This window comes from Burkholderia ambifaria AMMD (assembly GCF_000203915.1).
Lineage (GTDB): Bacteria > Pseudomonadota > Gammaproteobacteria > Burkholderiales > Burkholderiaceae > Burkholderia > Burkholderia ambifaria.
The window spans coordinates 326,326-339,094 of sequence record NC_008392.1; the positions used below are offsets into that span (position 1 = coordinate 326,326).

Below are 12,769 nucleotides of genomic sequence, written 5' to 3' on the forward strand. Positions count from 1 at the left end.
TTCTCCAAGCTGCTGCCCTTTCGGTGGCGCGCGCTTTATCTGCCGCCCGCGATCGCCCGTGCCTCGGCGGCCACGCCCACGAGCGAAAGCTGATCGCGCACCTGATCGATGAAGATGGCCGCCAGCAGCGCAAGCATCAGAATCGTGAGCGCGCCTTTCACGGGCTGCGCGAGCGACGGCAGATCGAGCTTTTGCGATACCTTTCCCGTAAAGCCGAAGCCGATGTCGATCAACAGCAGCATCAGCATCATCGGCGTTGCCAGCTTCGCCACCGTTTCCATCAGCGAATCGGTCTTCAAAAGCACGAACGATTCGAGTACCGAGCCGCCCGCGGGCGCGAGGCTGCCGAGCGGCCACCAGGTGTACGACTCGTAAATCGCGCCGAGCAGAAACGTCATGCCGCCGAGACACCAGAACGCCGCAATCGCGAACTGGCTCAGGAGCGTCGACGTCAGCGACGTCTGCTGCCCCTGGCTCGGGTTCTGCATCTGCAGTTGATTGAAGCCGGTCAGATCGTCGACGTACGTGCCGACGCTTTCCGCGGCCCAGAACACCGTCGATGCCGCGAAGCCGAGCCCGACGCCGATCAGCGCCTCCTTCAGGCCGATACCGACGAGTATCGTCGCATCCCCCTGCTCGAGCAGGCCGCGCTGCCCGTATGCGACGAAGCTGCCCCACAGCAGCGCGAGCGCGGTGCGCACGCGGCCCTGCACGACGTTGTCGGACGTGGGCGGAAAGATCATCATCAGCACCATCAATCGCTCGCTGCAAAGGCCGAGCACGATCAGAAACCTGACCAGTTGGTGGCTCGATTCGATCGATGCAAAGGTGATCTCGCTCATGTCGGTCGTCTGTCGTTCAAAGGATGTTTGCCTGCGAGCAAGCTCGCTGCTTCAAAACGCCGGACTGGGCCGGCGGTTCTCCGATGTTTCCTCGTCCTGCGCGTCCTCGATCGCCAGCTCGATGGCCTTGACGAGCGCGTCGCGCCGCTTGCCGTAGATGTCGATGCGCGCGCGGTTGCGCAGAATGTCCGTGCGCATCGCGCCGATCTGCGCGTGCTTCGCCGCCAGCGCCTGCCCGGCCTGATCCGCCTGTGCTTCGAGCATCGCGTGCTGCTCGGCCGCATGCGAGCGGAATTCGCGCAGCTTCAGATACGCGTCCGCCCTGAACGATGCGCCGCCGAGCATCGTGTCGATCTTGCCGTCGTGCGCAGCCAGCTCGGCCGCATGCGCGCGCACCGCCGCCCGGCACTCTTCCAATACGCCCGCGAGCGCCTGCAACTCGCCGCGCAAAGCGCCGAGCGCCGCATTGAGATTGCGATCGAGCTGGCGGCGGCGCGAGAGCACGCGCTCGAACGCGGCAACGCGGCGGTCTTTCATCGCTGGCCTCCGGCATCAGGACTGGACGATTTCGCCCAGGGCCGCGATTGTGTCGTCCGGATCGACGAGCAGATCGGTCGGCTGCCCGAGGAAATCCCGAATCGCGTCGATCTTTGCAATGGCTTCGTCGGCAAGCGCATCGGTGCCGCTCTGATACTCGCCCACCTGCAGCAGAAGTTCGACCTCCTTGTGCTTGGCCATCAGCCGCCGCACGTGCCCGGCCGCCGCCACGTGCTCGCGCGAAACGACCTGCGTCATCACGCGCGAGAGGCTGCCGAGCACGTCGATCGCCGGATAGCGGTTCTGTGCGGCGATCTCGCGCGACAGAATCATGTGGCCATCGAGAATCCCCCGCACTTCCTCGGCGATCGGGTCGCCGCCCGTTTCGTCCTCGGCCAGCACCGTATAGAGCGCGGTGATCGAGCCGAGCGCCGAGCGGCCCGCACGCTCGAGCAGCCGCGGCAGCTCCGCGAAGATCGACGGCGGAAAGCCGCGCCGTGTCGGCGGCTCGCCCATCGCTAGGCCGATTTCGCGCTGCGCGCGCGCAAAGCGCGTCAGCGAATCCATCATCAGCAGCACGCGCATGCCGCGGTCGCGGAAGTATTCGGCCACCGCCGTTGCCGCATAAGCGGCCTTCGCGCGCTCGATCGACGAGCGGTCCGAGGTGGCGCAGACCACCACGGAGCGGGCCATTCCGTCGGGCCCGAGAATGTGCTCGCAGAATTCGCGCACTTCGCGGCCCCGCTCCCCGATCAGCGCAATGACGTTGACGTCGCAGCGCGCACCGCGCGCGAACATACCCATCAACGTGCTCTTGCCCACGCCCGCCGGTGCGAAGATGCCCATGCGCTGCCCCTCGGCCAGCGTCATCATGCCGTCGACGACGCGCACGCCCGTGGGCATCGGTGTGTCGACGACGGGCCGCGACATCGGATCGGGCGGATCGGCGATCACGGGCTGCCACTCGTCGCATTCGAGCGGTCCCTTGCCGTCAATCGGCTCGCCGAGGCTGTCGATCACGCGGCCGAGCAGGCGCGGGCCGATGCGCAGCGAAAGCGGCCGCCGAAGTCCCACCACGCGCGTGGCCCGCGACACGCTGCCGAGCCGGCCGAACGGCGAAAGCAGCGCGACGTCGCGCGAGAATCCGACCACTTCCGCACGCTGCAGCAATGCGCCTTCGGGCGAGCGCAGCTCGCACAGCTCGCCGAGCGTCGCGTCGAGGCCCGATACGCGTACCAGCGTGCCGATCACTTCCTGCACCTTGCCGCATGCCGCGGGTTGCGCGCGGGCGCGCAGTTCGCGCTCCATCGCATCCGCCAGCGCCGAAAAACCGCGCGCGGCATGCTGTTGCGCTTCCGGCGTCCCGCTCGCTTCGCCGGTTCGGAGATCGTCCGCGCTGTCGATCATGGCGCTTCCTTCGTTGTCATGTGCTCTTCCGTGTGCGGTGTGAAGCGCGCTCAGATGGACATCGCGTCGGCGTCTTCATGCGCGACGTCGGCCGAACCGTCGGCCGGCAGGTCGGCCGCCGTTTGCATGGCGCCACCGTCTTGCCAGCCTGCTTCGACGCCGATGTTCCCGCCCGCGTCGTCGCCAGCGCGTTCATCTGCTTCGTCGCGGCCCTCGCCAGCGCCGATGGCGTGCTCGCCGGTCAGCGTATCGGCGTGCGCCGCGACATCCGCCAACGCGCCGAAATCGCGTTCGTCGGAGACGTGTGCATCATCCTCCGGCCGCGCATCGGGCGCGTCACACCCGGGTGCCGGCGCCACGCTGCGCACCGCGCGCGCCAGTGCGCCGCGCATCGCGGCCAGGTGCAACGACAAGCTCGCGTCGATCGCACCGAGATCGGTTTCGGCGATGCACGCGCCAGGCGCCAGCGCCACATCGGCCACGGCGCGCAGCCGCACGGCGCGCCCGGCCTCGCGCCATGCCAACGCGGCTTCCTCGAACGCCGCGCTCGCCGCGGCCAGATCCGACGGATGAACGCGCAGATGAATCGGGCTGCCGTCCGCGACGATGCGCTCGACCGTCGCGGCCGCGCGCGCGAAGAGCGCCTTGGGATCCGCCGACGCAATGATCTGCTCCACCGCAAGCGTCACGAGTTCGGCCAGCCGGTTCTGCTGCGCGGGCTCGATCCGGCAGGCTTCGGCGCGCGCCGCCGCCGCGCGTTCGTGCCAATCGGCCAGCCCGCGCCGCAAGCCGTCGTCGTAACCCCGCTCGGCCGCCTGCGCAAACTCGCGCATGGCTCGCTCGACGAGGTCGTCCGCGCGGGCCTGCGCATCGTCGAGCAGCATGCGCGCTCGGGCGCGCGCCACGTCCAGCGCCTCGTCGCATTGGCGATGCATCTCGGCATACGCCGCATCGATCTCGACGATCGCCGCGAGATCTGCATGACGCAGCACGTCGCCTTCGGCACCCACGCCGAGGCCCGTGCCTTCGGCCTGCGGATTACGTAACCAGATCACCATGACCACTCCGGAAACAGGTCGGGCAGTTGCGAGACGATCGAAAGGCTCGGGTTCGAGCCCTCCGAAGGCAGTAATGAAGGCGGCAACGAAGGGGGCGGCAGCGCCCCCGCGTCGTCGCGCGCCGGCATGGCCAACTGCATGATCGCGAGCGGGCCGCTCGGCGCCCACCGGCAGTCGCGCTCGAAGAGCCGAAAACCGAGCCAGGCGAGCGCATCGCCATCCGCCGAGTCGAGCGACACGTGCATCGCCGATGACGTGCCATGCGTGCGCGCGGCAAGCAAGCGGGCATCCCCGCCAAGGTCGCGCCCGCGCGCGAGGAGCAGCTTCACGCCGCGCGCCCCGATCCAGCTCGCCAATTTCTCGCGGCGCGGCCGGTCGATCCAGGTGCGCAACGCGTCGGCCTGCTCCACGAGCGCGCGCAAGCGGAACACGGTCACGCAATCCTGTGCCGGCAGCACGGCCAGTGCCGAGTCCGGCGCGTCGAACGCGGCGAGCGGCGGCACCGGCATGCCCCATTCGTCGAGCAGCGCGGCGGCAAGCGCCTCGACCTGCCCCGGGCCACATGCGTCGAGCAGGTCCGCGCAGGGCACCTGCGCGCGGCGCGCAGGATGCATCCAGTCGAATAGCGTGCGCCGGCGCCGATGATGGCTATCCAGCCGGGCCGCAATGGCCGCCGGCACCGCGACGCAGGCAAGCGCCGTCGCGCCGCTTGCCGCGGCGAGGCTGTCGTCGGTTGCGTCGTATGTGCTCATCGTGGGCTCATCCTGCTTGCCATGCCAGTCGTGCGATCGCGCGGGCCGACCGTCATGCCGGCGCTTTCGCCGCGCGCCCTGTCCGGCGCGCGAGCAGGCCCGCCAGGCCGCCGCCCTTGAGCAGGGTGCCGCGCAAGAGCGCAAAGCCGCCGGCGATCATCAACAACAGCATGCCGAGCGCGCCGCCCGCATAAACGATCCACCCGCCCTGTCGCCGCGGGCGGGCAGGCACATCGGGTGCATCGGCCGGCACGCTCGTCACGCTGACCTGATCGTAGGTCAGCCCCTCTATGCTGTGCACGACGAGGTTCTTGATCGCGGGGGTCATCCGCTCGAGATTCGCATCGGGCCGGTACTTGATGAAGACCGACGCGGACGACGGCTTGACCGACTGCGCCAGCGGATCGTTGTTCGGCAGCACGATCTGCACGCGCGCCACGACCACGCCGTCGATCTTCGACAAGGTATCGTCGAGCTCCTGCGACAGCCCGTAGATGAAGCGCACGCGCTCCTCGGTCGGCGTGGATACGAGCCCGTCCTTCTTGAAGAGCGAGCCGAGGTCGTCGAACTTCTTGCGCGGAATACCGCGTGCGCGCAGCACTTCCACGGCATGCACGATCTGCTTTTCGTCGACGCTGACCGACCAGGTCTTGCCGCCGTCCGGCGTGCTCTTTTGCGCATCGACGCCCGAACTCAGCAAAGCGGCGACCATCTCGTTGCAGTCGCTTTCGCTCAACTGGCCGTACAGATCCTGCTTGCAGGCCGCGAGCGACAGCACGAGCACCGCCGCCGCGACGAGCCGCCATGAAGCGCGCGGCCTTGTAGGCACGAGGTTCGATTTCATCAGAATTTGCTCCGAGAAACCCCGCCATTTCCCCCAAGGGGACTTCCTTCGGGGCGGATGGCGGGAAGGACTGTGGTGTCGAGCATGATCGAGATACCAACGCTGCGCTGAACATTCTCCGATGCGGACGTGCATCGCCAGGTGTGGGAATCACCTGCCTTTAGGCGGGTGAGGACGTCAAGTCATTGGTTCTTCATGAGCGTCTGCACGGCGTCCTTCGACGACTGGACGGTCGCCATCTTCACCTGCAGGTCGGCGTTCAGGCTCGCGATCTCGAGCTGGATCGTCATATCGGCGGCGGCGAGGCGCTCCATCGACAGCGCGCTCATGTGCTGGGTCATGTAGAGCACGTCGTTCGGCACCTGCCGGTAATAGTCGGCCTGCTCCTCGACCGCTTTCGTCACGAGGTCCGCGCGCTCGGTCGGGTGAACGGCTCCCGCGTGCGGCTGCGCCGAGGCCATCATCGCCTGGAATTTATCGACGAGGGGTTGCGACACGGCGTCCGCATTCGGCGCCGCGGACGACGTGCCGGTCACGCGGGCCAGTTCGTACTCGAGTTGCGATGCTGTCGTGATACTCATTTCGTTTCTCCTGGTAGCGGCAACAGGCTCAGACGCGCATGTACTGCATCGTCAGCAGCATGTCGCTGGATGAGGGCGACGGCGTCGCGTCCGCCACGCTGTCCTCGGCATGCGCTCCGTTCTCGAACGCGAGCGCGGAATCCGGCGCAACGAAGTGCCCCGTGCGCTTCGCCGTCGCGACCGCCTGCTTCAGCTCCTCGCTCGCGAGCAACACCTTGGCGAGCCGTTCGACGTCTTTGTTGCCGCCTTCCTCCAGGAGGGTCCGGGCCTCCTCCTGCCACCCGACCTCCTGGCGGGCCTTCAGGCACTGCAGCAACATTCCCTTGCTCGCCGGCACGCACACCGAACGCTCGACCAGGTCTCGAAAGAGCCATTCGGCTTCGCTCCATTCCTGGCGCACCATATGCAGCCAGCCGTCGAAAAACGCGAATTCGGCGGAATCAGGGCGCAGCAGATGCAGCCCTTCGACGAGGTGCTCCAGATCGTCGATGTCAACTTGCTGCGGCGTGCCGGCGCGGGCCAATGCCACCCTGACCAGGTCGACGATCGCGCCGACGACTCCCGACGGGCACTGCGGCCGATCCTTCAGAACGTCCATCCTTTCCCCCAAGGAAATCAGATTCGATCCGATGAGCCGCACCCGATGGGGGGGCGGCCTTCCGTTGACGCTAAGTTACGCAACGCGACGCGGGTGCCGCGTGCCGCGCACGAAGTCGCACAACGAATTGCGAAGCTGCCGCAAGCGACAGGCGACGGCCAGCGTCGCTTTCGCTTCCGTCCGCGCTCACGCTGCGCCGCGTTGCACGTTGCCTCGCGCGTTGCCGATTCGCGCAGTCCGCGCCTACCGTGAAGCGACCTTCCGTCACCTCGCTTCGCAGCCCTTGTCCTTGCTTCGCATCGCCATCGCGCCGGCCGCGGCGCCGCCGCTAACGTTGCATCGGGGCGCCCCATCCCGGGTACCCGCCTGCGAACAGCAAAGGACAGTCCGTCATGAGCGACGAGAAAACCGAAGAGCCCACAGACAAGAAGCTGGACAAAGTCCGCGAGGAAGGTCAGGTCGCGAAGAGTTCCGACCTCGTCGAAGTCGCGTCGCTGGGCTCGATCGTGCTCGTGCTGACGGCGGGCCAGCACTACCTTGCCGATACGCTGCGCGCGGTCGTCAAGGAGGCGATCGATTTCACGCACGGCCCGCGCGAGTTGCAGGACCTCTCGGTCGCGCTCGTTCATATGGGCGTGCAGGCGCTCGGCCTGCTGTGCGGGATCGCGGCCGTCGCGCTCGTCGCGGCCTTCCTCGCGCTTGCCCCGCAAACGGGGCTCAAGATCTCGCTGAAAGCCGTCATGCCGAAGCTCGCGTCGGTCAGCCCCGGGTCCGGCTTTCAGCGGATCTTCTCGATGAACTCGGCCATCGATCTCGTCAAGATGGTCGTCAAGGCCGCGATTCTCGTCGCCGTCATGTGGCAGACGATCAAAAGCGCGATGCCCGTCGTCGCGAGCGCGCTCGACCGGTCGGTACCCCAGTTGATCGCCGTGCTGTGGTCCGTGCTCATGCATGTCGTCGTCGTCGCGCTCGGCGTGTTCATCGCCATCGGCGCATTCGACTACAAGCTGCAGAAGTGGCTCTTCATCCGCAAGAACCGGATGTCGAAAGACGAGGTGAAGCGCGAGCACAAGGAAAGCGACGGCAACCCGGAAGTCAAGGGCGAACGCAAGCGCATGGCCAGGGAAATGTCGCAGGAAGGCCCGAAAGGCGGCGTATCGCGCGCGAACGTCGTGGTCGTCAACCCGGTTCACTACGCGGTCGCGCTGCGCTACGACCCGACGGAGTTTCCGCTGCCCGTCGTGCTCGCCAAGGGCGTCGACGAACAGGCGCTGCGGCTGCGCCAGCAGGCGATGCACGCGCGCGTGCCCATCGTCGCGAACCCGCCCGTCGCGCGGATGCTGCACAAGGTACCGCTCAATCAGCCGATTCCCGAAGAACTGTTCGAAGTCGTCGCCGCGATTCTTCGCTGGGTGGACGGCCTCGCGCCTCAAACCGCCATCACGGAGTAGTGGACATGCTGAAGACCATCAAGCTGCCCGGCATCGGCGAGGCCGGCATCGCCATCCTGCTGATCGCGATCGTCTCGCTGATGATCCTGCCGCTGCCGCCCGCCATCATCGATGGTTTGCTCGCCATCAACATCGCGATCAGCATCACGCTGCTCATGGTGACGATGTACGTCGGCCATATCGCGACGCTGTCGGCGTTCCCGTCGGTACTGCTTTTCACGACGCTTTACCGGCTCTCGCTGAACATCGCATCGACGAAGTCGATCCTGCTGCATGCCGATGCCGGCGAAATCATCGAGAGCTTCGGGCAGCTCGTCGTGGGCGGCAATCTCGTCGTCGGCCTTGTCGTGTTCGTCATCATTTCGGTCGTGCAGTTCATCGTCATCGCCAAGGGCTCGGAACGCGTCGCCGAAGTGGGGGCGCGCTTCACGCTCGATGCGCTGCCCGGCAAGCAGATGAGCATCGACGCCGATCTGCGCGCGAACATCCTGACACCGGAGGAGGCGCGCAGCAAACGCGCGCGGCTCGCTATCGAAAGCCAGCTGCACGGCGGCATGGACGGTGCGATGAAGTTCGTGAAAGGCGATGCGATCGCCGGCCTCATGATCACGATGATCAACATCGTCGCGGGCATTGCCGTGGGCGTCGCCTATCACGGCATGTCCGCCGGCGAGGCGGCCAACCGCTTCTCGGTCCTCTCGATCGGCGACGCCATGGTCTCGCAGATTCCGTCGCTGCTGATCTCGGTGGCCGCGGGCGTCATGATCACGCGCGTGGACGAAGGCGGCGAGCACGGCAACGCCTCGCTCGGCGAGGACATCCGGCGCCAGTTTACGAGCAGCTCGCGCGCGCTCTACTTCGCGTCGCTGCTGCTGCTCGGTTTCGCGGCCGTGCCCGGATTTCCGGCGGCGCTCTTCGCGTTGCTCGCCGGGCTGCTCGGCTTCGTCGGCTACCGTCTGCAGAAAAAGCAGCACGGCACGGCCAAAGGCGGCGGCAAGCCCGTCGTCGCGCTGCAGCGTGCCGGCGCCAGGGGCGACGCGCCCTCGATCCTGCCGCGCCCGCCGCAGTTCACCTGCCCGCTCGGCGTGCGGCTCGCAGCCGATGTCAGCGCGCGTCTCGCGGCCGACGCGCTCGACCGCGCGTTCGATGTGCAGCGCCATGCGCTGCAGTCGGAAGTCGGCCTGCCGTTCCCGGGCATCATGATGTGGACCGACGGCAAGCTGCCCGAGGACAGTTACGAAGTGCTCATCTTCGACGTGCCGCAAGGGCGCACCACGCTCGCCGAAACGCGAGCGGTACACGCGGCGGCCGACGGCGCCGCCGCGGGCGCACCTGCCGCCGCGCCGACACCGGAAGCATTGATCGCTCGCCACACGATCGACCTGCTGCGGCGCAATGCCCATCTCTTTCTCGGCATCCAGGAAGCGCAGTGGATGCTCGATCAGCTCAACGAGGACTACCCGGGCCTCGTCGCCGAGGTGCAAAAGGCGCTGCCGCTGCAGAAGATGGCGGACGTGCTGCGCCGGCTGCTGGAGGAGGACGTGCCCGTGCGCAACATCCGCAGCATTACCGAAAGCCTGATCGTCTGGGGGCCGAAGGAGAAGGACATGCTGATGTTGACCGAATACATCCGCATGGAGCTCGGCCGGCTCATCGCCTATCGCGCGACGGGCGGCCCACGGGATCTGCCCGTCCTGCTCGTGGACGTTCAGTTGGAGCAGCACATCCGGCAGTCGATCAAGCAGACGCCCACGGGCAACTTCCTCGCGCTGCCGCCCGACGAGATCGCCGGGCTCGTCGGCAAGATCGCGGAGCTCGTCGGCGACACGCCACGCCAGCCGCTCGCGCTCGTCGCGTCGATGGATATCCGGCGCTACATCAAGCGCATGATCGAGGCGCGGCTGCCCTGGCTGCCCGTCTACTCGTATCAGGAGCTCGGCGCTCACGTCGATCTCCAGCCCGTCGGCCGCCTGGCGATGTGATCGAGCGAGCCGCGCCATGCATACCTCCTCCCCTCATCACGCACGCATCATCGCCGCGCCGACGAAGCATGACGAGCCGGCACCCGACATGCCGGCCGCGCAATTGAGCCGCCAGGCCGCCCTGTTTCAGCGCCTGCGCGATGGCGCCCGCGCCGGTGCATCGGAAACGCCCGGTGGCGAGCAGCCATGCGCCGCACCGGCCGAGCCTCCATTCGCCGAGCAAGCCGATCCGCTCTACCCGGTCGCCGGGTTCACCGCGGACGAACATCGCGACGATGCCGGCAGCGGCGAGCGCGACGACGACGCACAGGCCGGCTCCGGCGACGAACGCGATGACGCTACCGCGCACGCTCGATCGGCAGCGCCGGTGCCGGCTCCGGTACTTGCGATGATTCATCCGCCTATGCATTCGGCGATGCATGAGCTCATGCATGTGCCGGCATATTCGACGATGCCCGCACCGACGCCGATGCCGGCGCGTGGCGCGGCGCCGCTGTCCCCGCAGAGGCCGCCCAACGCCCAGCCATCGATGGCTGCGCCGGACATGCCGCGCGTACAAGCCACGCGCGAGCCGCAACGCCCCGAAGCAGGCGGCGCGCACGCCGTGGTCGCCGTGCTGGCACCGGCGCGCACGGGCCAGGACATGAACCGGTTCGTCGATTCGATCGTCGCCGAAGTGTCCGACTTCTGCGCGAACCCGATCGTCCTCGAAAGCGGCGACTGGCAACTGACGATTCCCATCGATCCGGCGCTGCTGCCGGGCTGTACGTTGAACCTCGCGCTTTCGCATTTCCAATTGACGCTTCGCTTCGACACCACGGACGAACGGTCGCGCGAACTAATCTCACAACATGCGACGACGTTGCGCGAAAGCCTCGAGGAAGTGATGCAAAGCCGCTTCGACGGCACGCGCAGCGTCGAAATCATCGTCACGTAAAGCCAATATGGACACCACACGAACGCTACCGACCAACGACGTTCCCGCAGGCGGCCAACCGCACGCGGTTGCCGTTTCGCTCGATCCCGCACGGCTGCCCGCGCTTGCGGCCGCCACCGCGCGCCAGCATCGGCTCGCCGTCGACGAGCGCTTGAGCGCGCTTCTCACGCACACGCTCGGCGTCTCTGCGTTCGGCGTCGGCGCGCGCGATCTCGTGGACCCGGCGCGCGCCGCCATCGTGCGCTTGCGCTGGGGCATCGAAATGGCAGCGGTGCGCATCGACGTCGGACAGCACGCGGGGCTCGCGAGCGTGGTCGCATCGGACGAGCCCGCCAACGAGCCGCTGCGCCAGGCCGTGTGCGCCATTCTGCTCGAGCCGGTGCGACGCGCGCTGCAGGCGCTCGGGTTCGACGGCGTGGAAGTGCTCTCGCTCGAACGCGCCGCGCCGCAGACGCTGCGTGCGCCTTGCTGCGCGTTCACGTTCCGTGTGGGCGACGCACGCTTCGACGCAGCCATCGAGCATATCGACGGTGGCTGGCTCGACGCACTCGAGTCACTCGTGGCCCGCCAATGTACGCCGTTCGCCACGCACGTCAGCGAGATCGCCGTGCCCGGCCGGCTGCAGATCGGCGAGAAAACGATGAACGTGACGACGCTCGATTCGCTGCGCACGGGGGACGTCATCTTGCGTGTCGTACCCGAAGCCACCCGCGCGCTCTTCGCGAGCGCGCGCCCATCCGCCCCGATGCAAGTTGTCTGGGGCCGCTACGGGACGCGGCAACTGCGCGCCGTGGCAGACGTCACCCACCATCTGATGACCTTGAGCGAGGACCCCACCATGAGCCATGACACGCAGTTCAACGCGCCGCTTACCGATTCGATCGACACGCCCGTCGAAATCAGCCAGCTGGACCTGCCGCTGAAGCTCGAGATCGACACGGTTTCGATGCCGGTTGCCCAGCTCTCGGCGCTGCGCGCGGGCTACGTGCTCGAGCTTCCCACCGCGCTGCCCGATGCGCGCGTGCGGCTCGTCACCTACGGGCAGACGATCGGCTTCGGCGAACTCGTGAGCGTCGGCGATCATCTCGGCGTGCGTCTCGTTCAGCTGTCGCGCGGCCATGGTTCAGTTTAGCGATCTCACCGGGCTGCTGATCACCGTCGTCGCGATCAGCCTGATCCCGTTCGTCGCCATGGTCGCGACCTCGTACGCGAAGATCGTGGTCGTGCTCGGGCTGTTGCGCAACGCGCTCGGCGTCCAGCAGGTGCCGCCGAACATGGTGCTCAACGGCATCGCGGTCCTCGTCTCCGCTTACGTGATGGCGCCGATCGGCATGCAGGCCATGCAAACCATGCAGACGATGCACCGCACCCCCGGCAGCGATACGTCGCTCGTCGTGCTCGATGCCTTCGATGCGGCAAAGGAGCCGTTTCGCGCCTTTCTGAAGAAGCACGCGCACGAGCGCGAAAAGCGGTTCTTCGTGCGCTCGGCAACCGTGGTCTGGCCGAAGGACATGGCGGCGAAGATCCGTGAGGACGACCTCATCGTCCTCGCCCCGGCCTTCACGCTGACCGAGATGGCCGACGCGTTCAAGATCGGCTTTCTGCTGTACATCGCATTCATCGTCGTCGATCTCGTCATCGCCAACGTGCTGATGGCGATGGGCCTGAATCAGGTCCAGCCGACGAACGTCGCGATCCCGTTCAAGCTGCTCTTGTTTGTCGTCATGAGCGGCTGGTCCACATTGATTCACGGTCTTGTCATGACCTATCGCTGAGGCGC

Annotated in this window: 14 protein-coding genes; 5 read left to right on the forward strand and 9 right to left on the reverse strand. The window is 67.1% G+C overall.

Annotation, left to right across the window (positions count from 1 at the left end):
• Positions 1-35: 35 nt before the first annotated feature.
• From sctT to BAMB_RS29175, 8 genes are all read right to left on the reverse strand, one after another.
• On the reverse strand, positions 36-842 hold the full coding sequence (gene sctT / locus BAMB_RS29140; protein ID WP_011660742.1) for a type III secretion system export apparatus subunit SctT: 807 nt from the start codon (positions 840-842) through the stop codon (positions 36-38).
• A gap of 51 nt (positions 843-893) precedes the next feature.
• Entirely contained in the window at positions 894-1,379 is a 486-nt protein-coding gene (locus BAMB_RS29145; RefSeq protein WP_011660743.1) for a type III secretion system protein, read from the reverse strand.
• 15 nt (positions 1,380-1,394) lie between these two features.
• Positions 1,395-2,786 (reverse strand): type III secretion system ATPase SctN, encoded by a 1,392-nt coding sequence (gene sctN / locus BAMB_RS29150; protein ID WP_011660744.1) that lies wholly within the window; start codon positions 2,784-2,786, stop codon positions 1,395-1,397.
• A 50-nt stretch (positions 2,787-2,836) separates the two neighbouring features.
• Positions 2,837-3,844: a type III secretion system stator protein SctL gene (sctL, locus tag BAMB_RS29155; protein ID WP_011660745.1), complete on the reverse strand. Its 1,008-nt coding sequence runs from the start codon at positions 3,842-3,844 to the stop codon at positions 2,837-2,839.
• Positions 3,838-4,596, reverse strand: a complete 759-nt coding sequence (locus BAMB_RS29160; protein ID WP_011660746.1) for a type III secretion protein HrpB4 — start codon at positions 4,594-4,596, stop codon at positions 3,838-3,840. Before BAMB_RS29160 ends, sctL begins: the two co-directional genes overlap by 7 nt.
• Positions 4,597-4,648: 52 nt before the next feature.
• Positions 4,649-5,440: a type III secretion system inner membrane ring lipoprotein SctJ gene (gene sctJ / locus BAMB_RS29165; RefSeq protein WP_011660747.1), complete on the reverse strand. Its 792-nt coding sequence runs from the start codon at positions 5,438-5,440 to the stop codon at positions 4,649-4,651.
• 182 nt (positions 5,441-5,622) lie between these two features.
• Positions 5,623-6,021 carry an HPr kinase gene (locus BAMB_RS29170; RefSeq protein WP_011660748.1) on the reverse strand — a complete coding sequence of 133 codons (399 nt, stop codon included), beginning with the start codon at positions 6,019-6,021 and terminating at the stop codon, positions 5,623-5,625.
• Between the two features lie 28 nt (positions 6,022-6,049).
• Positions 6,050-6,619 (reverse strand): HrpB1 family type III secretion system apparatus protein, encoded by a 570-nt coding sequence (locus BAMB_RS29175; protein WP_011660749.1) that lies wholly within the window; start codon positions 6,617-6,619, stop codon positions 6,050-6,052.
• 392 nt (positions 6,620-7,011) lie between these two features.
• On the opposite strand from BAMB_RS29175, the gene sctU reads away from it, so the two are divergent.
• Genes sctU through sctP form a run of 3 tightly spaced genes read left to right on the forward strand, consistent with a single transcriptional unit; the run spans position 7,012 to position 10,989 of the window.
• A complete protein-coding gene (gene sctU, locus BAMB_RS29180; protein WP_011660750.1) occupies positions 7,012-8,070 on the forward strand; it encodes a type III secretion system export apparatus subunit SctU in 1,059 nt (352 codons plus the stop codon).
• Between the two features lie 5 nt (positions 8,071-8,075).
• Complete coding sequence (locus tag BAMB_RS29185) at positions 8,076-10,052, forward strand: FHIPEP family type III secretion protein (RefSeq protein ID WP_011660751.1); 1,977 nt, start codon at positions 8,076-8,078, stop codon at positions 10,050-10,052.
• Positions 10,053-10,068: 16 nt separating this feature from the next.
• Positions 10,069-10,989: a type III secretion system protein SctP gene (gene sctP / locus BAMB_RS29190; protein WP_011660752.1), complete on the forward strand. Its 921-nt coding sequence runs from the start codon at positions 10,069-10,071 to the stop codon at positions 10,987-10,989.
• A gap of 25 nt (positions 10,990-11,014) precedes the next feature.
• Here the strand turns inward: sctP and BAMB_RS36025 are convergent, their stop codons facing one another.
• Entirely contained in the window at positions 11,015-11,284 is a 270-nt protein-coding gene (locus BAMB_RS36025; protein ID WP_227739207.1) for a hypothetical protein, read from the reverse strand.
• On the opposite strand from BAMB_RS36025, the gene sctQ reads away from it, so the two are divergent.
• On the forward strand, positions 11,261-12,121 hold the full coding sequence (gene sctQ, locus BAMB_RS29195) for a type III secretion system cytoplasmic ring protein SctQ (protein ID WP_227739206.1): 861 nt from the start codon (positions 11,261-11,263) through the stop codon (positions 12,119-12,121). The two genes, BAMB_RS36025 and sctQ, sit on opposite strands and share 24 nt — an antisense overlap.
• Entirely contained in the window at positions 12,108-12,764 is a 657-nt protein-coding gene (gene sctR, locus BAMB_RS29200; protein ID WP_006750699.1) for a type III secretion system export apparatus subunit SctR, read from the forward strand. The genes sctQ and sctR overlap by 14 nt, the downstream gene beginning before the upstream one ends.
• Positions 12,765-12,769: the final 5 nt, after the last annotated feature.